The organism is Fastidiosipila sanguinis (genome assembly GCF_002998295.1).
In the GTDB taxonomy this organism is placed as follows: domain Bacteria; phylum Bacillota; class Clostridia; order Saccharofermentanales; family Fastidiosipilaceae; genus Fastidiosipila; species Fastidiosipila sanguinis.
Genome location: NZ_CP027226.1, coordinates 1,152,501 through 1,174,947 on the forward strand (window position 1 = coordinate 1,152,501; position 22,447 = coordinate 1,174,947).

At 33.7% G+C, this 22,447-nt stretch carries 20 protein-coding genes; 2 read left to right on the forward strand and 18 right to left on the reverse strand.

Going from position 1 to position 22,447, the window contains the following annotated elements:
- Positions 1-42 precede the first annotated feature (42 nt).
- From C5Q98_RS05010 to C5Q98_RS05080, 15 genes are all read right to left on the reverse strand, one after another.
- Positions 43-897, reverse strand: a complete 855-nt coding sequence (locus C5Q98_RS05010; protein WP_106012563.1) for a hypothetical protein — start codon at positions 895-897, stop codon at positions 43-45.
- Positions 898-971: 74 nt separating this feature from the next.
- On the reverse strand, positions 972-1,175 hold the full coding sequence (locus C5Q98_RS05015) for a hypothetical protein (RefSeq protein ID WP_106012564.1): 204 nt from the start codon (positions 1,173-1,175) through the stop codon (positions 972-974).
- 287 nt (positions 1,176-1,462) lie between these two features.
- Positions 1,463-2,938, reverse strand: coding sequence for a sulfatase-like hydrolase/transferase (locus tag C5Q98_RS05020; protein WP_106012565.1), 1,476 nt, complete (start codon positions 2,936-2,938; stop codon positions 1,463-1,465).
- A gap of 40 nt (positions 2,939-2,978) precedes the next feature.
- Positions 2,979-4,262, reverse strand: a complete 1,284-nt coding sequence (locus C5Q98_RS05025; protein ID WP_106012566.1) for a glycoside hydrolase family 125 protein — start codon at positions 4,260-4,262, stop codon at positions 2,979-2,981.
- Positions 4,263-4,315: 53 nt separating this feature from the next.
- Entirely contained in the window at positions 4,316-7,021 is a 2,706-nt protein-coding gene (gene gyrA, locus C5Q98_RS05030) for a DNA gyrase subunit A (protein ID WP_106012567.1), read from the reverse strand.
- A 43-nt stretch (positions 7,022-7,064) separates the two neighbouring features.
- Complete coding sequence (rsmG, locus tag C5Q98_RS05035) at positions 7,065-7,916, reverse strand: 16S rRNA (guanine(527)-N(7))-methyltransferase RsmG (RefSeq protein WP_106012568.1); 852 nt, start codon at positions 7,914-7,916, stop codon at positions 7,065-7,067.
- A gap of 2 nt (positions 7,917-7,918) precedes the next feature.
- The gene (gene mnmG, locus C5Q98_RS05040; RefSeq protein WP_106012569.1) at positions 7,919-9,880 is read right to left on the reverse strand and encodes a tRNA uridine-5-carboxymethylaminomethyl(34) synthesis enzyme MnmG; all 1,962 of its coding nucleotides are present in this window, start codon (positions 9,878-9,880) and stop codon (positions 7,919-7,921) included.
- A gap of 84 nt (positions 9,881-9,964) precedes the next feature.
- A complete protein-coding gene (gene mnmE, locus C5Q98_RS05045) occupies positions 9,965-11,419 on the reverse strand; it encodes a tRNA uridine-5-carboxymethylaminomethyl(34) synthesis GTPase MnmE (protein WP_106012570.1) in 1,455 nt (484 codons plus the stop codon).
- A gap of 136 nt (positions 11,420-11,555) precedes the next feature.
- Complete coding sequence (gene jag, locus C5Q98_RS05050; protein ID WP_106012571.1) at positions 11,556-12,374, reverse strand: RNA-binding cell elongation regulator Jag/EloR; 819 nt, start codon at positions 12,372-12,374, stop codon at positions 11,556-11,558.
- 24 nt (positions 12,375-12,398) lie between these two features.
- Positions 12,399-13,499 (reverse strand): YidC/Oxa1 family membrane protein insertase, encoded by a 1,101-nt coding sequence (locus tag C5Q98_RS05055; protein ID WP_106012572.1) that lies wholly within the window; start codon positions 13,497-13,499, stop codon positions 12,399-12,401.
- Positions 13,500-13,505: 6 nt separating this feature from the next.
- Positions 13,506-13,742 (reverse strand): membrane protein insertion efficiency factor YidD, encoded by a 237-nt coding sequence (gene yidD, locus C5Q98_RS05060; RefSeq protein WP_106012573.1) that lies wholly within the window; start codon positions 13,740-13,742, stop codon positions 13,506-13,508.
- Positions 13,735-14,085 (reverse strand): ribonuclease P protein component, encoded by a 351-nt coding sequence (rnpA, locus tag C5Q98_RS05065; RefSeq protein WP_158695715.1) that lies wholly within the window; start codon positions 14,083-14,085, stop codon positions 13,735-13,737. The genes yidD and rnpA overlap by 8 nt, the downstream gene beginning before the upstream one ends.
- A gap of 21 nt (positions 14,086-14,106) precedes the next feature.
- Positions 14,107-14,244, reverse strand: coding sequence for a 50S ribosomal protein L34 (gene rpmH / locus C5Q98_RS05070; protein ID WP_106012575.1), 138 nt, complete (start codon positions 14,242-14,244; stop codon positions 14,107-14,109).
- Between the two features lie 74 nt (positions 14,245-14,318).
- Positions 14,319-14,693, reverse strand: a complete 375-nt coding sequence (locus C5Q98_RS05075; protein WP_242967350.1) for a Veg family protein — start codon at positions 14,691-14,693, stop codon at positions 14,319-14,321.
- 106 nt (positions 14,694-14,799) lie between these two features.
- Entirely contained in the window at positions 14,800-15,798 is a 999-nt protein-coding gene (locus C5Q98_RS05080; RefSeq protein WP_106012576.1) for an AraC family transcriptional regulator, read from the reverse strand.
- A 162-nt stretch (positions 15,799-15,960) separates the two neighbouring features.
- On the opposite strand from C5Q98_RS05080, the gene C5Q98_RS05085 reads away from it, so the two are divergent.
- Positions 15,961-16,221, forward strand: coding sequence for a YdbC family protein (locus tag C5Q98_RS05085; RefSeq protein ID WP_106012577.1), 261 nt, complete (start codon positions 15,961-15,963; stop codon positions 16,219-16,221).
- 86 nt (positions 16,222-16,307) lie between these two features.
- On the opposite strand, the gene clpX is transcribed toward C5Q98_RS05085, so the two are convergent.
- The 3 genes from clpX to tig form a co-directional block, all read right to left on the reverse strand.
- Positions 16,308-17,591 (reverse strand): ATP-dependent Clp protease ATP-binding subunit ClpX, encoded by a 1,284-nt coding sequence (gene clpX, locus C5Q98_RS05090; RefSeq protein ID WP_106012578.1) that lies wholly within the window; start codon positions 17,589-17,591, stop codon positions 16,308-16,310.
- Positions 17,592-17,705: 114 nt separating this feature from the next.
- The gene (locus C5Q98_RS05095) at positions 17,706-18,317 is read right to left on the reverse strand and encodes an ATP-dependent Clp protease proteolytic subunit (RefSeq protein WP_106012579.1); all 612 of its coding nucleotides are present in this window, start codon (positions 18,315-18,317) and stop codon (positions 17,706-17,708) included.
- A 240-nt stretch (positions 18,318-18,557) separates the two neighbouring features.
- On the reverse strand, positions 18,558-19,922 hold the full coding sequence (gene tig, locus C5Q98_RS05100) for a trigger factor (protein WP_106012580.1): 1,365 nt from the start codon (positions 19,920-19,922) through the stop codon (positions 18,558-18,560).
- Positions 19,923-20,373: 451 nt separating this feature from the next.
- Between tig and C5Q98_RS05105 the strand changes: the two genes are divergently transcribed.
- On the forward strand, positions 20,374-22,443 hold the full coding sequence (locus C5Q98_RS05105) for an alpha/beta hydrolase family protein (RefSeq protein ID WP_106012581.1): 2,070 nt from the start codon (positions 20,374-20,376) through the stop codon (positions 22,441-22,443).
- The last annotated feature ends 4 nt before the right edge of the window (positions 22,444-22,447 follow it).

The following is a 22,447-nucleotide window of genomic DNA, read 5'->3' on the forward strand; positions in this document are numbered from 1 at the left end:
GCACGACCTTGTTTCTTATCTAAATTTTTCTTTTACTTTTTTCTATTGATATGAAAATTCTAATGAGTATATATAGTTTTCATCTCTATATTCTATATATGCCTTATTGTCACCATCGCCATCATCATAATAGATAGAAGTTAAAGTTTCATCTTTAGAGAACTCTTTAACTTTTGACAATTGATTTTCCTTCAAATTCCAAGAAATCACTTGTCTAGATTTCTCGAAAACAACTGATAATAAAACATATTTATCACCTACTGGTGTTGCATTTACCCAGCCTTCATCTATCTTTACACTATGTAATTTGTTGTCTTCAATGTCATAACAAAATACTTTACCTTTACTCCAATAATTTTTACTCTCTAATTGACTCCATATAATATATTTTTCACTTGTTACTATGTCTGTTACTAAATCTGTTTTTAACGGAATTGTCAGGCTTTTGCTTTTCGATTCATAAATTATTTCCGCATTTCCATCATCTCTCAGCCTGGCATACCCAAGAGTATTATTTATACCTAACGGTTGCTCATATGGATTTATTATGTGTGTCTTTTCAGCTACTGTTTTAATCTCATTAGTTTCAGGGTTAAAACTTTTTAGTGGATGCTCTTGTTTCCATGATTCATAAAATAATAATTCATTTCCAACTCTATTTTGTCCCGAAAAAAATTGCTTCTCAAAGCCATCTGACACTTCATTTGTTGAGAGATTCATCTTTTTGACAAAAATACCATCCTCATTCTGTTTATCCCAAACCAAGTAATTATCAAAAATTTCCAAATTTGTACAAAATATATTTTTATGTTTTGGCTTAAAATTTACTAGAGGAACTGGTTTAGATGAATTTACAGTTATATAGCCCAATTCCGACTCATTACCACTGTTTGACATTGCAGTTCTTTCATCACAATACCTTTTGGTATAATACTTTCTCCCATCTTTTGAACCAAATACAAAATAATTTTCTAAAAATACTCACTAGTTTTATCAAGATTTAAAGAAAATTCTGTCTTTTTAACTAGTTCATCAACAGGTAGATTATCATTAACTTTTAGTTCTGTGACTTCTGGCAAGTTTACCGTTTTTTCCATTTTATTATTAGTGCTACATGAAATGCTAGAAAGTAAAAATAAAGATGAAATTAATATTGAAATTATTCGTTTTTTCATAAGAAGATACCTCGTTTTCAAATCCCTTTAAAAATCTAAAAATCTTCCTTTATCCATGACGCGATAATTACTAACTTTGAAATTTATTATTATTTGACATTTAACATAAAGAGCATAACAAACAATTGATATAGTTTAATATACCATCATCCCCAAACTTTATCAAGATTCTACCGAATCATAGTTATATTGTTCAATAAAAAATCCCTACTTAGGTAATCACATCATACTTAACCTAAACAAGGACTTTTCTGGTTTTGTTTGTTTTTATTTACAGTTCCAAGAAATTAGTTAAAACGCTTCCTACTTGTACTATCTTTACCAATCTTAGTCAGCTGACCTTCTCCAGTAACAGCCTCCTTGGCTCCATCTTTATCTGGATCCATATGCTCGTTGTACCAAGATTGCAATTTTATATAGAGATCATCTATTATTTCATTATAATTTTCATCATCAATTAAGTTTTCGTCTTCATTAGGATCTTTTAACAAATCATAGAACTCATGTGGACCATATGGATATCTGTGAATATATTTATATCTGTCGTTTTTGATCATTCTAGTTGGGCCATATTCATCAAACATATAAATATATCCATGCCCATTAGTTTCGGCACCATCTCTACTAGCACCTTTATCAAATAATCTCGCAAAACTTTCACCAGCTAGGTAAAGTCCATCAGTAGAAATTCCAACTAACTCCATCAAAGTTGGGAAAAAATCCAGCTGACTGTACATATTATTTATTTTTGAACCAGGATTCTCGTCTTCAGGAACCCTAAACAGGCAAGGGACAATTATCGATTCATCATACATGTTTATCGGAACAGTAGCATTACCTTTACCCCAGACTCCGTGATGTCCCATGTTCATACCATTATCTCCGGTAAAAATTATTATAGTATCATCATAAAAACCTTGCTCTTTCAAACTTGCTATTATTTTGCCTATACCTCTATCCATTGCAGTAATAGCAGCATAATAACCTTCAAGATTTTTCCTACGATTCGGAGTACCATAAACATTAATTCCAGGAATCGAATTGGGGTGATCTGGAACATCTGGTGTTGAGTCCAAAGCTAAATTTCTATAGATATTTAAGTCTTCTTCTTTGTGATTCTCAGGTTCCCAAGGTGAATGTGGTGCTGTGTAATGAACTGATAGGTAAAATGGTTGATCTTTCTTCAATGCAGCTTCTTCTATAAACTGAATTGCACTATCTGTGAAAAGATCAGTTACGTATTCATCCTCAATCTTTACCTCACCATTTTCAACTACATCTGGATGCATATAAAATGCACTTCCTCTAACGACGGTATACCAATGACTAAAACCATGTTGTTGATGTCTTGAATCACCTAAATGCCATTTTCCACTTAGACCAACTCTATATCCATTTTTAGCCAACAAATCTGTGTAAGTGGTCTGATCTTCTAGATATCGAATTGCATTTCTTTCACGTGCGTAAAAACCAAATGGATCCTCTACTCCTTTATCATCAATATAGCTTTTATCAACATGCCCTCCATCTATCCAGTCTAATACACCGTGACGTGATGGAATTTGCCCTGTCAATATTGATGCTCGAGCAGGTGAACACACAGGTGATGCACAATAAAAATTAGTGAAAATTTGGCTCTCTTTAGCAAGCTTATCCAAATTAGGAGTTTGCACCTCATTGTTACCTGCATATCCCAGAGCCCAGGCTCCTAAATCATCCGCTAAAATGAAAACTATATTTTTTCTGTTTTCTTTTAAATCCATAAACACCTGAAAATTCAAATTGCTAGTTAATTTAGATTAATTAATTTTTCAAACTCTTCTCGAATTGCTCTACCAAATTAAAGTAGTCTATTAAATACTCAGCAAACAAGCTGTTTGACCAAGCAAACCAAGGTCTAGTAAATTCTTCTGGATTATTTACATTAAATCCTTCATGCATCTGATATGTTCCTGCATCAGTGTTCATAATAGTTTCTAGGATTTCTTTTCTTTCATTTTCATCAACACTTGTCAAACCTTGCATACTTAAAGCAATATGCCAGACATAATCTTCTGGTGTATGGTCACTACCAATTCCCGCAGCATATTTTCCACTGTAATAAGTTCTATTTTCTGGGCTTAAAATAAATTCCCTTGTATTTAGATAGATTGGATCATCAGCTGCTACTGCACCTAAATAAGGCAAACTCAAAAGACTTGGTACATTAGCATCATCTAAGAATAAATGATTACCCATTCCATCTACTTCATATGCATATATAGAACCAAGATCTTTATAGTCTACAACAGCAAATTCTGCTAAACCTTTTTCAATTTCAGCCTTTAAATTAAGAGCTCTTTCTTTTAACTCAAGATCCTCATAAACAAGTTCTGCAATTTTTGCTATTTGTTCTAGAGATACTTTAGCAAACATATTTGAAGGGACTAAATAACCATACACACACATGTCATCGCTTGGTCTAAAACCAGACCAGGTCATACCTGTATATGCTACTGGATTACCTTTACCATTATTTGGTAAAACTCCAGCTTCTTCAATTCTATCTACCCTTTCAAAAGTGTATGGAGAATTTTCATGTCTTTGCTCAACTGTCCACAAATCAATAATATTATTAATTGCTACTTTGAAATCAGGGGTGAAAATACTTGAATCATTTGTGACCTTCCAATATTGGTAAGCCAAGCGTATTGGGTAGCAAAGTGAGTCTATCTCATACTTTCTCTCCCAAAGTCTAGGATGCATTTCGGTAATATCGGTATGATGACCTGCACCACTGTCAGTTTTGTTAAAAGCATTAGCATATGGGTCAATGAGTATACATTCAACCTGAGTTTTTGAAAGTCCCTTAATTAACTCTTTTACCTCATCTGAGTAAGGAGCAAAAGCCAACAAGTGTTGAACTTGGGCTGAAGAATCACGTAACCAAAGTGCTGGAATATCCCCAGTGATAACAAAATATTTGTAATCTTCTATTTTCTCTGTAGTGGTTTCCCATGTACTCAAAAAGCATGGCTCAAAAAACTTTTGCGCTTCCTCATTTGGAATTAATTCTGTTATTTTTTTTGCTAATTCTTTTATTTTCATAAACAAACACTCCTACTAATTTTGCTTATTTAGTCGATTAAAATATCTTAAACCTATAGATAATCATCGTCAGCATCTTCCTCATAATCTGAGTCTAAATCATCGTAATCATCCTGATCTTCTTCATCCAAATCTAAGTTATATTTATCTATCATCTCAGGATCTTCATATAAATCTTCTGACTCTTTAAGATCATCTTCCAACTCTGTGCCTTCTACTTCATCATTCTCATCAGACTTGAGAACTAATGCATATGTCAATACATCATCTTTTACAACTCTCATCAAATGTACACCTGTTGCATAACGACCTAGGTTAGGAATTTCAGCACTAGGGATTCTAATTATTAATCCTGCTTGATTCATGATAATTACATCCAAGAAATCATACAATTCACTAGCTTTAACAAGTCCGCCTGTACGCTCGCTAGCTTTATAGCAGATTAGACCTTTACCACCTCTGCTTTGAGCTCTAAACTCTTGTGCATAGGTCTTCTTACCGAAACCTTTTTCTGTTACAAATAGCAGCTCAACGTTGTCATTTCTTAAAGGAACAACAGCTATTACTTCATCATCATTATCTAAGTTTATACCTCGTACACCTCGAGTGCTTCGTCCCATTATTCTTACATCATTTTGATCAAATCTAATACCTTTACCATTCTTAGTAATGAGCATTACATCATGATCTTCTTCAGGCAGGTATTCAACATTTAACAAGTGGTCATAATCTTCTAGCTTAATTGCGATAATACCTGTCTTGTTGATGTTTCTGAAATCTTCAAGGTTTGTACGCTTGACATATCCTCTCTCTGTGGCAAAGAATAAGGTACCTGACATATCGTAACCATCTTCATCGGCTACATCATTAGGTAAGTTTATAATCTTTTTAACCTTCTCATCTGCTTCAAGTTGTAAAATATTAACTATTGCAGTTCCTCTTGCAGTTCTTGAACCTTCTGGAATATCGTATCCCTTTAATTTGAATACTCGACCTTTATCAGTAAACACTAATAAAACATCATGTGTAGATACAGCAAACATATCTACAACTTGGTCTTCTTCTCTCGTTGAAAGTCCGCTTACACCTATACCGCCTCTATGTTGTACTTCATATGTAGATATTGGTGTTCTCTTAACGTAACCAAATTTAGTAAGTACAACTACTACATCTTCTCTCTTAATCAAAGATTCATCGGCGATACCATCAATACCATAAATATCTATTACTGTTCTTCTATCATCCGCAAAGGTTTCTTTGAACTCAGTTAGCTCACTTATTCTTAGTTCAGTTAATTTTTCTTCATTGCTTAGAAGTTCTCTAAATTCTGCAATACGCTTACTTAACTCTTCGTATTCAGCTTCTAATTTTTCTCTTTCTAATGCAGTCAAACGGCCTAAACGCATATCAACGATATGTTGTGCCTGACGTTCAGAAAAATCAAATCTCTCTTGGAGTCTTTCTTTGGCTTCTACTTCATTTGCAGAAGATCTGATAATTCTGATAACTTCATCGATGAAATCTATTGCAATACGTAAACCTTCAACAATATGTTGACGTGCTAATGCTTTTTCCAGATCGAATTTTATTCTACGAGTTATAACATCACGGTTGTGATCTAAGAAATACTGAAGTGCAGTTCTTAATGTTAGTAATTCAGGTTTATAAGAACCATCTTGTCCTGGAACAAGTGCCAACATATTAGCATTGAATGCTTCTTGCATCTTCGAATATTTATAAAGTTGATTTAAGGTAAGTTTTGCATTAGCATCACGTTTTAGTTCAATAACAATTCTAACTTGTTCATCACGAGCAGAGTCATCCCTAATGTTTGAGATACCTTCAATTTTTCCTTCTTTAACATACTCTGCAATTTTTTCTATCAAACGTGCTTTATTTACAGCATATGGCAAACTTTTTACAATAATTTCTTGTCTACCATTATCTTTTGCATGAATCTCAGCTTCGGCTCTTACAACAATTCTACCTTTACCAGTTTCGTATGTTTCTTTAATACCTTCGGTACCAAGAATAGTTCCACCTGTCGGGAAATCTGGTCCTTTGATGTGTTCCATAAGTTCACTAACTGAAGCTTCTGGATTTTTCATCAAACAAATTGCTGCATTAATAGTTTCACCTAAGTTATGAGCTGGAATGTTAGTAGCCATACCTACCGCAATACCAGTTGATCCATTGACTAAAAGATTTGGGAAATTGGCCGGCAAAACAACCGGTTCCATATCATGCCCATCGAAGTTAGGCTTGAAGTCAACGGTATCTTTGTTGATACTTTCCATCATGGCAACGCCAAGTTTTGTCAATCTAGCTTCAGTATAACGATATGCAGCAGCAGGATCACCATCTCTTGAACCAAAGTTACCATGTCCATCAACCAATGTATGGCGCATTGAGAAATCTTGGGCTAAACGAACCATTGCATCATAAACAGATGAATCACCATGAGGGTGATAATGTCCTAAAACTTCACCAACAACAGTAGCAGATTTTCTATAAGGTTTATCTGGAGTCAGACTTTGAGTCTGCATTGAATATAAAATTCTACGGTGAACAGGTTTAAGTCCATCTCTAACATCAGGTAAGGCTCTATCAGTAATAACTGACATTGCGTAGTCAATGAAAGCTTGTTTCATTTCGCCTTCCAAGTTTACAGGAATTACATTGTTTACATTAGTTTCGAATAGTTCATCTGCACTTATTCCTTCTGTCTTGAAAGTGCTGACATTATCGTTTTTCGCCATGAGTTTCCTCCAATTTTTAACTCCTTAAATTATACCATAATCTTTAGATCAAAGGGTCTTTGCTTGGAGTTCCTGCCTGCCTTGGATATTTCTTTGGTGTAGACTTATCTTTACGTATTTTTATTATAGTTCTCTCACCTGCTTCAAAAGGTAAAATCAAATTCTTCTCAGATTCAACTCTTGCTCCTAGAATATTTAGAGCCTTCTTTGCTGTCTTTAATTCTTCTTCACTAGTCTTCATAGCCAAAAATACAGCTGACTTTTTCACATAAGGCAATGTTAATTCTAAAAGTGTAGGTAGTTTAGCAACTGCTCTAGCAGTTACTATATCAAATCCTTCTCTATACTCTGGGAGGTGGGCAAAGTCTTCTGCTCTTCCATGTAGAAAATTGATATCATCTAATTTTAATTCTTGTGCAACTGATTCCAAAAACTTCACCCTCTTATTCAAAGAATCTAACAGGACCATCTCAATCTCTGGTCTCATAATTTTTATTGGAATTCCTGGGAATCCTGCACCACTTCCTACATCTAGAAAAGTTATTTTAGTTTGATTATTTTCACTAATAATCTCATCAACAAACTCAAGCAAAGCTAAGCTATCAATAATATGTTTGCTATAGAAACCCTCCGCATCAGTAATACTAGTTAAATTCAAGTAACGGTTTTTTCGCAGAACCATTTCTGAGTAAATCAAAATACTTTTCTCTTGAAGGTCAGAAAACCTTCCATCATTTTGCAAAAGCTCTTCTAAGACTTTTAGTTCAGCCTCTACCTCTGGCGTAAATTCTTCCGGCATATCTACTTTAGATTCATAAGCACCAGATCCAACAACTTTATTAATCTCTTCATTTACTTTCATTTGATCCTGCTTCACCATTTCTTCACTAGTCATAACTACCCTTTTTTCGCATTATATTTCTCTTGTTTTTCTTTTGCTTCAAGATAAACCATCAATACTCCAATATCGGCTGGAGACACTCCTGAAATCCTGCTTGCCTGACCAATAGACTCAGGTCTCATCTTATCCAATTTTTCTTTAGCTTCATTACGTAAACCTGTTATTGATTTATAATCTATATCGTCAGGTAAAACTTTTTGCTCACGCTTCTTAAATTTATCAATTCTTCTCTGCTCAATTTCTATATAACCTGCATATTTAATTGCATTTTCTACACTGTCGATTAAAACTTGATCTTCTGTATTAATGTCAGAGTCAATCTCAGCCAAATCTAAGTACTTAATCTGAGGTCTTCTCAATAGATCTGCCAAACTTGCGCCTGTATTCAGAGCACTAGTACCTTTTTCCTCTAAGAACTTATTAACTTTTTCGGACGGAGTTACTCTAACAGCTTCAATTCTCGCAATTTCATTCTCTAAATCTAATCTTCTTTGTTTGAAACCTTCATATTGTTTTTCACTAACTAGACCGAGTTCGTAACCCAAATCAGTCAATCTTAAATCCGCATTATCTTGGCGTAAAATTAATCTATATTCTGCTCTAGATGAAAGCATTCTGTAAGGTTCTTTGGTACCTTCAGTCACTAAGTCATCAATTAGAACACCTATATAAGCTTCTGATCTATCTAGTACAAATTTATCCTTGCCCAAAACTTTTCTCGCTGCATTTACACCAGCAATAAAACCTTGACCTGCAGCCTCTTCATAGCCTGAAGTACCATTAATTTGTCCTGCTGTATATAAGTTCTCTACTGTTTTTACATTGAGGTCTGCTCCTAGGCAGTATGGGTTAATGCATTCATATTCAATTGCATAACCTGTTCTTTGAACTACTGCATTTTCTAGTCCAGGAACACTCTTCAAAAACTTCAACTGAACTTCTTCTGGCAAACTACTTGATAGTCCTTGGATATACATTTCTTCAGTATTAACTCCCATTGGCTCAACAAAGACTTGATGTCTTTCTTTATCAGGAAAACGCACAATTTTATCTTCAATACTTGGGCAGTATCTTGCACCTACTCCATGGAATTCTCCTCCATAAAGTGGTGATCTATAAAGATTATTCTCAATGATGCTTTGTGTACCTGTACTAGTCCAGGTTATATAGCAAGCTTCTTGATCCCTTCTAGCTTCCTTAGGTCTATCTTCACCATACAAAAATGAAAATGTCCATGGTTCTTCTTCACCTTCTTGAATCTCCATCTTAGAAAAATCAATAGAATTCTTATTAACTCTAACAGGTGTTCCAGTCTTAAATCTTTGCAGAGGTAATTCGAGTTCTCTTAAGGACTGAATAATGTCCATGGCAGGTCTTTGGTTATCCGGTCCACTAGAATAATTTGTTTCTCCAATAATAATTCTCGCATCAAGATAAGTACCAGTAGTTAAGATAAAAGTCTTAGCTTTGTAAATAGCATTGGTCATACTTACACAAGCTTCAATTTCGTATTTACCATCTGCATTTTTCTTGGATAATAGCTCAACAATCTCTGCTTGTCTTAAGTGAAGATTTTCCTCTTTCTCAAGAGTATGTTTCATCTCATCCATATAGAGACTACGATCCACTTGAGCTCTCGGTGCTCTAACTGCTGGGCCTTTCGAGGAGTTCAACATTCTAAATTGAATACCAGCTTTATCTGCTACTCTCGCCATTTCTCCACCCAAAGCAGAGATTTCTCTAACAATTTGGCCTTTTGCAGATCCTCCAATATTAGGGTTACAAGGCAAGTTAGCAATTGTCTCTAGTGACATACTAAATAGCACCACTTTCAGCCCCATTCTTGCAGCTGCTAAAGCGGCTTCACAACCGGCGTGTCCAGCACCAACAACAGCAAGATCATATTCTCCTGCTAAGTAGTATTTTTCATCTTTTATGACTTCTTCAAAACTTCTCATATATTTAACTTTCTAATTTCAAATTAAATTCCATTTAAAATATAAATTTTATATCCTTATACAATTTCTATTTATATACAAATTTTATTTACCTATACAAAATCTTGAGAAAATATCATCCAACATATTTTCTGATACATTTTCACCAGTTATTTCACTTAACAATTCTAAACCTTGTCGTAATGCCGCCGCTAAAATATCATTTGGCAAAATTGAACGGTCTTGGTCAATTGTCTTAAATACTTCAAAAGCAGATTCAATTAAATGTTGCTGTCTCTTGGATGTCAATACTAGATCATTTGCACCACTACCAGATAGATTTTCATAATAATTAATTACCAAATCTTTTAAATCCTCAATAGCTTCCCCAGTACTTGCACTGACACTTAGATAGCCTTTAAAATGCTTATCCTCTTCTTTTAATTTTTTAAGATATTCCCAACTATCTAGATTAGAGTAATGATCACCAGATATATCTAATTTATTAAGAACAATATAATAATCTCTATCTCCTGCTGAAAGCCTTAAAAACTTATCAATTTCTTCTTCTAGTTCTGATTTTATTTTTGGAGTTAAAACTAAAAATAAAAGATCTGCTTTGTTTAATAACTCCTTAGATCTCTCCACTCCTAATCTCTCTATTGGATCTTCAGTTTCTCTTATTCCAGCTGTATCATATAAAGTTAATGGTATACCACCTAAATCAATTTTCAACTCTATACTATCTCTAGTTGTACCTGCTATATCAGTAACTATAGCCCTATCTTCTCCAGAAAGTGCATTCAAAATGGAAGATTTTCCTACATTTGGTTCACCAACTAATACTAATTGTAAACCTTCTCGCAAAACCTCACCTTTTTTATTACTCTTAACAACTTTGTCTAAAGTTTCCAGTACAAAATCAATATTTGAATTAATTAACTCTTCCTGTAATGCGAAATCTTCATACTCAGGGTATTCAATATCTACTTCTAAAGCAGATAATAGTTCATACACTCGTTCTTTCACCCCTTGTAGTTTCTCTGCGGTTTCACCTTGCAAATGTCTAAGAGCTGCTTGATGTTGTCTATAAGTATCTGCTTCGATAATTCCCATAACAGCTTCTGCTTGGCTTAAATCCATTTTTCCATTGATAAATGCCCACTTAGTAAATTCACCAGCTTCCGCCAATCTTGCTCCTGCTCTTAAAACTAGGTCTAATGTCTCTTTTCTTAAAGCAGCACCACCATGAAGTGAAATTTCTACTTGTTCTTCTCCTGTATAAGATTTACCCTTAACAAATTTGGTGATTACTACTTGGTCTAAAGGTTTATTTATATCATTAATATCATGTAAATATCCAAAAGCAGCTTGATACCCCTTTAATTTAGCAATTCTTCTTTCACTTCTTATTGCTCTTTTCTTATTAAAGTCAGGCAAAGGACCAAAGTTAAAAATCTTGTCAACTAACTCTGCTGATCCCGGTCCTGCAACACGTAAAACCTGCAATCCTGAACTTCCAACAGGTGTCGCAAAGGCTGCTATAATTTCATCCAACATATTTTCTATTCAACTGCTCCCCTTTTTTATCGTGCTTATTATATGCAAAAAGAAAGCTTCTTGCCGTAGCAAGAAGCCTGATATTTTTTAATACTTATATCAAATATTATATTACTTGTTGCAATTAATTCTGCAATTAGTCGTTAATGACTTCCTCTGCTTCATCAAATTCTGAATTATCTTCATCAACATACTCTAGATCGATTACTACATAGCGTCTTGGTTCTTCACCTTCACTGTATGTGATAATTCCTGGGAAGTCATTCAAAGCTGAATGGACAACTCTTCTATCTGCTGCTGACATTGGAGTTAGCTCGAAAGCTTGGCCTGTGCTTATTGCTCTTTCTGCAGTTCTCTTTGCTAATTCAGCAACATTTTCTTTATGTCTAGCCTTATATCTTCCAATATCTAAAACAAATCTAACTTTTGTTTTTGCAGTTTTATTAGCAACTAGTGATGCTATATATTGAATTGCTCTTAAAGTAACACCTTTTCTACCAATTAAAATACCGCAATCATCGCCTGTAATTTCAGCTGAAATTTTATTTTCTTGGACTTCAACAGTAACTTTGTTATCACCATCCAAATCGAAGTTATCTAGAACTTCGTTTAAGAAATCTTCAATCGCTTTTGCTGCTAAATCAATTCTCTCTTCGAAACTACGCTCATCTTCTTCAGATTCAGAAAACTCAACATCTTCGTCGTCTTCCTCAACTTCAACATCTTCAACTTCTAGATCTAAATCTTCATAACTTAACTCTTCAGCTTCAATAGTTTCTGCACTTTCTAAAAGACTTACTTTAACTTTAGCATCTTTGCTACCTATACCAAAGAATCCTGCATTTTCTTCTTGAAGCACTTCAATATCTACTTCGTTTTCTGTTACTCCTAATTGTAACAATGCTGATTGGATCGCTTCATTAACTGTTTTTCCCTCAACTGTAATTGACTTCATTGTGTCCTCCAAATTTATGATCTTTTATGATCTTCTTGTACGTTTTTTCTTTTGATTTTTAGCCTCAAGAGCCTCAATTTCAGCTTTTTCTTTCATTGCTCTTGCGGTAATTTTTTCTTCAAATTCTTTATCTGCTTCAGCTTGTCTTGCTGCCATTGGTTGTGTATAAATCTTGTCAAATAACCATGTTTGGAATATTGCTAAAGCGTTACCTGCTACCCAATAGATTGACATAGCTGCTGGCATGCTAAAGGTAAAAATCAATGTCAAGAATGGCATCATGTACATCATAGTCTTAGCACTACTTGCAGCTGCATCTGTATTATTATTAGCTTGCAAAGCAGGGTTTTTCTTACGTTTCTCTTGCTGAGCTTTTTTCTCTTCTTTACTTAAACCTACTGTATTAACTTTTTGAGTGTACCACATTACAAGAACACTAGTTGCAAAAGCTATAATCGGTAAAATCATTAATGGCAAGTATGTAGATGACTGTTCACCAAATAAAAGTCCAAAATTAATAGTTGGAGTTAAACCAAGGTTCATACCTAGGAAGTCCATATCTATTAATTGGTCTACTGATAATAGTCCTTTGTTAACTACTTCTGCCAAAATATTAGGGTTATCATTCAAAGCTTCTATAATGAAAATATTATTATGCATTAGATTTTGTTTTACAATTGTTTCTGAAACTATTCCAGCATTAACTAATATTTCTGCAATCTTGCTTAAACTTTCCACTGATACTTGCATAATAAAATATAGCGGACCAGAAATAATCCTATAAATAGGCCACATCAAGAATAAAGAAAATAGAGATGGTAGACATCCTCCTGTCAATGAAACTCCATGTTTTTTGTAAAGTTCCATTTGAGCTTGAGCATAACCTTCTCTATCTGAACCGTAATATCTTTGCAAATCTGCAAGTTCAGGTTGCAGTGCTTTTTGTTGAATACTTGATTTGTGTTGTTTTACGTTAAAAGGTAATATTATCAATCTTATTAAGATGGTAAAAATAATTACAGCTAGACCATAATTACCGAATACTGAATATATTAGTCGCATTACCCAACCAAATAATGAATAAAGTGGGTCTAATATTGATAAAGACATTAATGGTAAATTCATACTATTTTAACTTTCTTTCTTTTTTCCAGAAATAACTGGATCGTAACCTGTATTTTTATTAAAAGGGTTGCAACGCAAAATTCTCCATAATGCAAACATTGTCCCCTTTAAAGCTCCATGTTCTTCTAAAGATTCGATTGCATATTGTGAGCAAGTTGGTGAAAAGCCGCATTTGTTTGCACCCAAGCTAGGTGATATTGATTTCTGGTAAAAGTGAATGCATTTAATCAATAACTTACTCACTGCAAATCTCCGTAGTTTCTTCTAGCAGTTTTGCTCTAGTAAAAAGCTTTAGCATATCAGCTCTAACGCTATGATAATCACTAATTTTTTCACTATTTCTGCCCATGATTACGATATCGTATCCATGTTTCAATTGGGGTTCTAGGTTCCTATATGCTTCTCTTAGCAAACGTCGTTCCCTATTTCTTTGTACAGCATTGCCATACTTCTTAACGGTGGTAAAACCCAATCTATTGTAGGCTAATTTATTTTTCACAAAATAAATTGAAAGCTCTCTACCAAACTGGCGTTTACCTGATTTAAATACTTTGGAAAACTCATAATTTTTCTTTAATTTTTCCAAATTAATTCCCCAACAATTTAATTAGGCAGATAAAGATTTTCTACCTTTAGCACGTCTACTCTTTAATACTTTTCTACCGTTATTAGTAGCCATTCTTTTACGGAATCCGTGTTCTTTTGCACGTTGACGTTTTTTTGGTTGAAATGTTCGTTTTGGCATAATTATCTCTCCTTCTTTTTACAATGCAACTGATTATAAATTCAAAAGCCTTGTTCTGTCAATTAAAAATAGGATTAATCTTCTAAAACTTCTGAATCTTTTGCTTCTTCAGCCTCTGCTTTTTTAGCAGCTATTATTGCTTCATTTTCTTTTTTGATTGCTTCTTCTAATTTAGCATAATTTTCTTGAATTATCTCTGCCGCTTCAGGTTCTACAGCAATCTCTACAGTATCAGTTAAAATATCAATATAACTATAAGTAACTAACTCCGGGTCATCTTGACTCTTTCTGATACATCTAACAGTGAAAACCTTTGGATAGCAATCCTCTACAATTCCTTCTCTGATAATTGTTCTTTTTCTACCACCATTGGTTTTCAATCTTACTTTCTTACCTATGCAAGCTTCAATATCTTTCTTGCACATCTCCAAATCTTCTCTTTGAATCACTAGTTAAAAAGCCTCCGTCTATTTATAGCATGCAGTATTATATCATAAAAGCATGTTTTGTTCCCAAGTCCTTAAGATGCTCAATGTTTAGCTTAGTAATTAAATACTAATCCAAATTCTGCTTCTCACTTACAAATGATTTTCTGTATTCTGATGGTGTTATACCAAGTATTTTCTTAAATGCAGAATTAAATCTCTGGGTTGATGTGAATCCGACTTCTCTGGAAATGTTATTAATTTTGAGATCAGTTTTTTGCAAAAGCTCTTTACTCTTCTCCACCCTAAACTTAATCAAGTAGTTCATTGGGCTTGTCCCTAGCCTTTCCTTAAAGGCTCTAGTAAAATATCCTTCACTCAAAAAAACATGTTCAGCCATATCTCCTACACTTATATTCAAGGTGTAATTTTCATTGATAAAGTCTTCAATAATATCTAAGAGCTCATCAACACTGCCTTCTTTAATTCTTCTCTCCTGTTCTAGCTGATCTTGCAAAGCTCTATTTAACTGTACTGTAAGCTGCAAGGCCAAAGCTTGGAGCATAGGTGATTTTCCAAACATCTGAAGTTTGTTTTCTATAATTATATTCTCAACAATATTTGCAATTTGATATTTACTTTGCCCCTTCAAAACTAATTGCTGAATCTCATACTCTGGTAACTTATAATCTTCTAGTTCAGTATCAAGATATTCATTTTGCAAACCTAATTTGCTTTGATCTTTATTTTCTTTTTCATTAACGTCTGATACTTTTCTATTTCTCTTATATTTGCTATCAAGATTATTCTGATTAAAGATATCATCTGAGTTCATTGAGAAATACACACAAATAACCTCACATTCTCCCAGAACTTCATATGTATGATCAACACCAGGCCAAACAACTATAGTGCTACCGGCTTTTAGATTTAATTTCTTACCAGCAATATAGTAATTAACCTCACCTGAACTAACATATGTCAACTCGTAGGAGTCATGATGGCTTGGGCTCTTAAATGAGTTTCCCTCTGGAAAAAACAACTCCATGCTAGTCAAAATTAATGGTAATTCATTAAAATAATTAATATTATCTTCTCGTCTATTATTTAAATCTGAATCTAAAATCATATTTGCCTTTCTTTAAACATCAACCTTTAAAATCCGATCAAATTTTTTTAATTTCAACTACTTCTATATTGTAACTTTTGTGATAATTTATCTCAATTTGTCTAATTCATATTAAATCTAAGCTTCTACAATTAAGTTAAAACAAAAGAAGGAGAGTTTTATATGAAAACTACAGAGAATAGCAATAATGATAGAGTTAGTTTTAACATTATTGAATCGCTTGGTGTACTAAGCACTAGTACAAATGGTTGGACCAAAGAAGTAAATGTCGTTTCTTGGAATGACAGACCTGCAAAACTGGACATTAGAGATTGGGATCCAGATCATAATAAGATGAGTAGAGGGATTGGCCTTAATGCGACTGAAGTGGCTGGGCTTTATGAACTCTTGCAAAATACAGAAATTTCATCTCTAGGAATTTAGGTATTTACTCGAGTATATTAATGCACCTAGTTAACTAGGTGCATTTTTTACTAAAAATAAAACCTATATATTTATTTTCTGTGCTATTAGTCTTCTTGTCTTTCTTTTTCTGGAATTATTTCACCATTCTTAAGAATTATTTTTGGATAGACCTTCTCTTCAATAACTCCCTCGGAGATAACTACTTTTTCCACATCTTCTCTTGAAGGAATATCATACATTAAGTCCAGCATAGCTTCTTCAAGCACTGCTCTTAATCCTCGTGCACCTGTCTTTCTTGCCAAAGCTTCTTTCGCTGTCCTTCTTACTGCTTCCTCTGTAAACTCTATATCAATATCATCAAACTCAAATATTTTTATGTATTGTTTTATTAATGCATTTCTAGGTTCTGTCAGAATTCTAACCAAATCTTCTTCTTTAAGTGAGTTTAAACTAACTATCATAGGAATACGCCCTATTAGTTCTGGTATTAAGCCGAACTTGTGTAAATCCTCTGGGCCTACTTTACTAATAATCTCATCATCTTGTGCATCTGAGTCATCTATTCTAGCACCAAAACCTATTGACTTAGCATCAACTCTACTTTGAATTATCTTTTCTAAACCATCGAAACTTCCACCAAAAATGAAAAGAATATTTGTTGTATCAACTTTAATATATTCTTGACCTGGATGTTTCCTGCCACCTTGAGGTGGTACATTTGCAACGGTTCCTTCAACAATTTTCAATAGAGCCTGCTGAACACCTTCACCTGATACATCTCTTGTAATACTTGGATTTTCAGATTTTCTCGTAATTTTATCTATTTCATCAACGTAGATAATACCTTTTTCTGCAGCTGCTATATCGTAATCTGCATTCTGAACTAGTTTTAATACTATATTCTCAACATCTTCACCGACATAACCTGCTTCTGTAAGCACTGTAGCATCTGCAACAGCAAAAGGTACATCCAAGATTCTAGCCATAGTTTGGGCTAAGAGTGTCTTACCGGAACCTGTTGGTCCTATCAACATGATATTACTTTTTGAGAGCTCAACATCTTCATCATTTCTAGCATCATAACCACCAAAAACTCTTTTATAATGGTTATATACAGCAACGGCTAAAGCTTTTTTAGCTCTATCTTGACCAATTACATATTCATCTAATTGTTTTTTTAACTTAGCTGGAGTGCCTAGTCGATTTTTTTCAAATTCGTTGCTAGCTCTATCCATGTATTCTTTCTCTTTGAAAGAATCATTTACGACTTGATAGCATAATTCTATACAATCAGTACAAATATATGTATCGTCTAATCCGACTATCATTTGCTGGACTTCATCATTTCCTCTTCCACAAAAAGAGCAAGTTGCCATTTTTTCGTTCATATAATTTCCTTTGTTTTAAATTAAAGCTTTAGTAAAGAAAAAGGCTAGAATAGTTTTTACTAGCCTTTTCCCTTCTATTTTTTACTAATTTAGAATTTTTTGCAATTACAAAATTTATTCTCTAGTTGTCATTATCTCATCGATAATACCGTACTCTTTAGCTTCTTCCGCAGTTAGCCAAAAGTCTCTTTCCATATCGATAGCTACTTTGTCTAATTTTTGGCCAGTACGTTCTACTACAATATTATTTAATTTTTCTCTAGTCAATTCAATATGCTTTGCAGAAATTAATATATCACTTGCCATACCTTCTGCACCACCTGATGGCTGATGAAGCATGACTTCTGCATTTGGAAGAGCAAATCTCTTACCTTTTGTACCACCCATTAATAAAATGGAACCCATACTTGCAGCCATACCCATAACGATGGTTTGAACATCTGGCTTAATATACTGCATAGTATCGTAAATCATTAAACCGCTTGAAACTTCTCCACCTGGGCTGTTGATATATAATTGAATATCTTTCTCAGGATCTTCAGCTTCTAAGAATAGCAGCTGTGCAGTAACAACACTTGCTGTAGCTGAGTCAACTTGATCACTTAAAATAATAATTCTTTCCTTTAATAATCTAGAGAAAATATCAAATGATCTTTCACCTCTGTTTGTTTGTTCAATAACTGTTGGCACAAGGACATTTAATAAATCTTGTTTGTTCTTATCCATATTGTTCTCCTTTTCTTTATGTATATGTTTATATTTATCGTATGTCAAATAAAGTCAAATTATATTATATATGCTTTTCTGAGACATTCAAGTGAAATAGTTACTTATTCATAAAATATTAAAGAAGGTATCTTGATACTTATCAAAATACCTTCATTATACCTTCATTTTAAATACATCTTTACAAGATTGTATATTTGACATCAAATTTCCAGTGAAAATTTAATACATAATAACTAATTATTCTGCATCTTCAGCTTCTTCTGCTTCCGCATCCACCTTTACATCTAAAAGTTCTGCTGCTTCTTCAGGGCTAATTGCTTCTGCATTTTCTACTAAGAATTTAACAGCCTTGTTAGTTAATGCATCTCTTTCGAAAGCTTTTTGAGTACTTGGGTTCATGTCAATACGTTCTTTAACTTGTTCTACAGTTAGTTTAGTGCTCTCAGCTAAAGCTTCTAATTCAGCTTCTAAATCAGCTTCTTCAACTTCTAGATTTTCTTCTTTAATAACTGCTTTCAAAGCTAAACGAGTTTTAATTTGGTCTTCAGCTACTGGATAAATGCTCTTCTTGAATTCTTCAATATCTTGGCCCATAAATTGCAAGTATAGCTCTAAAGAAAGACCTTGTTGTTGTAGTTGTCTCTCTTGATATTCTAAGATGTGATCTACTTCATGCTCTAACATTGATTGAGGAATCTCTACTTCAATGTTTTCAGCAACTTTCTTAAGAACATTATTCTCAAATTCTCTATCAGAATATTCTTTAATTTGCTCTGTCAATTCTTTACCAACTGAATCCTTGTATTCTGCAAAAGTGTCGAATTCACTTATATCCATTGCAAAGTCATCATCCAATTCAGGTAGTTCTTTACGTTTAATACTATTAACTTTTACTTCAAATACAGCATCTGCTCCGGCTAAATCTTCAGCATGGTATTCTTCTGGGAATGTAACGTTTACTTTTACATCGTCTCCAGCCTTTGCACCAACTAGTTGATCTTCAAATCCTGGGATAAAGCTATTTGATCCTAATTCTAGATCGTGTCCTTCACCTTTACCACCGTCGAAAGCTACACCATCTTTGAAACCTTCAAAATCAATATTTACAGTATCACCTTCTTTAGCAGCTTCATCTTCAACAGGCACTAAACGAGCATTTCTCTCTTGTACTCTCTTGATTTCATTTTCTATATCTTCTTCGTCAACAGTGTCTTTTGGTCTAACAGCCTTTACGCCTTTATATTCACCTAATTTTGCCTCTGGTTCTGTATCAAAGCTTAGAACTACTTCTAAACCTTCTTTTGAACCAATTTTCTCAACATTTAATTCTGGTTGTGATACTGGGTTAATATCCAATTCTTCTATTGCTTCAATGTATGCAGGGTTTACTAAGTAGCTAATAGCATCGTCATACAAAATACCTTCACCATAGTGAGCCAAAACAATTTGTTTTGGTGCTTTACCTTTTCTGAAACCTTGAATTTCAAAACTTCCAGCATTACGTTTAAAAGCTTCATCCAATGCCTTAGAAAATTCTTCTGCTGTAAAGCTTAAACGCAAAACACCATTATTCTTTTCTTCTTGTTTAAAATCTCTATCCATTATATCCTCCTAAACTTACTCCCTTTCTACATCTAAAGATCCCTCTGATGCCCTTATTCAGGAAGTAAGAATTTAATAATTCTAACTAAAATAATGTAATGCCAGTCTAACATATATGGCCTAGGTGAACACACTGATTTGTACCTTATACATTATTATTTAATCAGGTAATTCTAGCAAATTGCTCACCTTTTTATCGTCAAAATTCTAGCATAGAGGAATGCCCTTGTAAAGCTAATCAGCTATCCCATCTACTTTAATACACTCTCTTAAAAGTTAATAATCTCTAAACTTTTAAAAGTTCTTTGCACAAAAGTAGCAGCTAAATATTAAATTGATTAATTCATTTCTCTCAATTGTGACCTTTTCGTAATAAATGTAGTAATTTAGTGACACTCAGCAGTGTAAAATGCTTGTAAGATTTTTAATAACGAAAGGTAGATAGGTTATTATGAACAAAGATTTAAATAAGGATAGAAACTGGCTAAAACATATGCATTCTTACAAATACGTGAGTGGATTAAGCGATAGTCCAAATCAAAAACGTGCTAGTTTTGTAGTTACTAGAGTTAATTCAGATAAAAATTCATATGAGCAAAGTCTATGGGAGCTTAAAGAAGATGGTATTAAACAATTGACTGATTATAGTGATTTAAGGACATATATTTGGGAGGATGATAATAATCTGATTTTTTCCGATAACTCCTCCAAAGGCAAAGATAAAGATAAAAATCTACCAGAAACGATTTATAAACGTTTAAACTTAGAAGGTGGTGAAGCTTTACCTGCTTTCACAATACCACTGAATGTTTCTTCAATTTACCCAATAGCTACTGATGAATTTTTATTTTTCAGCGAAGTTGATCAGGAAGAAATAGACTTACTATCTGCTAGTGAAGAAGAGCGTAAAACTTATTATGATGCTATTTCATCAAAATCTTGGCGAAGAATATACGAAAGGATACCATTCTATCTTAACGGAAAAGGCTACTTTGAAGAAAAAAGCAATAGGTTATTGTACTTTAACGGCAAAACTTCTGAGGTTAAAGCATTGAGCCCTAAATCTCATAATATTAATTCAATTTACTTTAATGCAGATAAAAGCAAGGCATACTTTACCGGTAGTAAAGCTTCTAAAAAACTCCATTTCACTGATGGTATATGGGAATTAGATTTGTCTACTCTAAGAATTAAACTTCTAACTTTAGACAGCAAGTTAAGCATCTCTCATATCTACCCTCTAGAAGAAAAATTGATTTTGATTGCTTCTGACATGAAGAAAATAGGAATTAATCAGAACAATAACTTCTGGGAATGGAATTTTGAAGAAAGAAAAGCTACTAAATTAGATGATGCCGAAATTGAGTTAAGTAACTCTGTCGGTAATGATGCTAACTTTGGCCCACAAAGATACATTGCCAATCGTGCTGATCATATGCATTATGTTACAACAGATAAAACCAAGTCAATTCTTGAAGAACTTGATGGCAACTTAAATAAAACCGAATTAGTTAATAAAGAAGGTTCTGTATGCTCTTTCGCTAATCTTAACGGAACCAACTATGTAGTTGGTTTTTACGATATGAAATTAGCTGAAATATACAAGGTAAACTCAAGTACAGAGCTTGAGCAAATTACTTTTTTTAACGATGAGCTTTATGAAGACTTCCCTGTACAATCACCAGTACATTTAGAATTCAAATCAAGTACAGATAACAGTATTCTAGATGGTTTCGTAATTACACCCCCAGAGTTTGTTCCTGAGAATAAAGCCTCATACCCTGCCATATTGGCTATACATGGTGGCCCAAAAACTGCTTACGGTGTTATTTACAATCACGAAATGCAAGTCTGGGCTGACGCAGGTTATGTAGTATTTTACTGTAATCCCCATGGCTCTTCTGGTAAAGGTGATGTCTTCTCAGACATAAGAGGTAAATATGGTGAAATTGATTATCAAGACATTCTTGATTTTACAGAAGCTGTATTAGAAAAATATCCTGCCATTGACAAAAATCGCTTAGGAGTAACTGGTGGAAGCTACGGTGGATTCATGACTAACTGGATTATCACTCAAACAGACATGTTCAAAGCTGCAGCTACTCAACGTTCCATATATAATTGGTTAAGTTTTTACGGAACTTCTGATATTGGTTACTATTTTGCAACTGACCAAAATAAAACAACAATAGATGATGCAGACTTTATTGAAACTTTATGGAACCATTCTCCTATGAAATTTATTGATAACGCCAAAACTCCAACTCTCATAATCCACTCTGATGAAGATTATCGTTGTCCAGTCGAGCAAGCTTACCAACTACATGTTGCACTAGTGGATCGTGATGTAGATTCTAAGTTAGTTCTATTCCATGGTGAGAATCATGAACTATCTAGAAGTGGTAAACCTCAAGCACGAGAAGAACGCTTAGAGCAAATCACTTCATGGATGGATAAATATCTTAAAAATCAGGATGTTAGCTCTGATGAAATGGATGCCTGTACAATTGGATTTTGTTAGAAGA

Bases quoted from the DNA above. Each gene is read 5' to 3' on its own strand.
- C5Q98_RS05010 (WP_106012563.1), bottom strand. From the start codon at position 897: ATGTCAAACAGTGGTAATGAGTCGGAATTGGGCTATATAACTGTAAAT.
- C5Q98_RS05015 (WP_106012564.1), bottom strand. From the start codon at position 1,175: ATGAAAAAACGAATAATTTCAATATTAATTTCATCTTTATTTTTACTT.
- C5Q98_RS05020 (WP_106012565.1), bottom strand. From the start codon at position 2,938: ATGGATTTAAAAGAAAACAGAAAAAATATAGTTTTCATTTTAGCGGAT.
- C5Q98_RS05025 (WP_106012566.1), bottom strand. From the start codon at position 4,262: ATGAAAATAAAAGAATTAGCAAAAAAAATAACAGAATTAATTCCAAAT.
- gyrA (WP_106012567.1), bottom strand. From the start codon at position 7,021: ATGGCGAAAAACGATAATGTCAGCACTTTCAAGACAGAAGGAATAAGT.
- rsmG (WP_106012568.1), bottom strand. From the start codon at position 7,916: ATGACTAGTGAAGAAATGGTGAAGCAGGATCAAATGAAAGTAAATGAA.
- mnmG (WP_106012569.1), bottom strand. From the start codon at position 9,880: ATGAGAAGTTTTGAAGAAGTCATAAAAGATGAAAAATACTACTTAGCA.
- mnmE (WP_106012570.1), bottom strand. From the start codon at position 11,419: ATGTTGGATGAAATTATAGCAGCCTTTGCGACACCTGTTGGAAGTTCA.
- jag (WP_106012571.1), bottom strand. From the start codon at position 12,374: ATGAAGTCAATTACAGTTGAGGGAAAAACAGTTAATGAAGCGATCCAA.
- C5Q98_RS05055 (WP_106012572.1), bottom strand. From the start codon at position 13,499: ATGAATTTACCATTAATGTCTTTATCAATATTAGACCCACTTTATTCA.
- rpmH (WP_106012575.1), bottom strand. From the start codon at position 14,244: ATGCCAAAACGAACATTTCAACCAAAAAAACGTCAACGTGCAAAAGAA.
- C5Q98_RS05080 (WP_106012576.1), bottom strand. From the start codon at position 15,798: ATGATTTTAGATTCAGATTTAAATAATAGACGAGAAGATAATATTAAT.
- C5Q98_RS05085 (WP_106012577.1), top strand. From the start codon at position 15,961: ATGAAAACTACAGAGAATAGCAATAATGATAGAGTTAGTTTTAACATT.
- clpX (WP_106012578.1), bottom strand. From the start codon at position 17,591: ATGAACGAAAAAATGGCAACTTGCTCTTTTTGTGGAAGAGGAAATGAT.
- C5Q98_RS05095 (WP_106012579.1), bottom strand. From the start codon at position 18,317: ATGGATAAGAACAAACAAGATTTATTAAATGTCCTTGTGCCAACAGTT.
- tig (WP_106012580.1), bottom strand. From the start codon at position 19,922: ATGGATAGAGATTTTAAACAAGAAGAAAAGAATAATGGTGTTTTGCGT.
- C5Q98_RS05105 (WP_106012581.1), top strand. From the start codon at position 20,374: ATGAACAAAGATTTAAATAAGGATAGAAACTGGCTAAAACATATGCAT.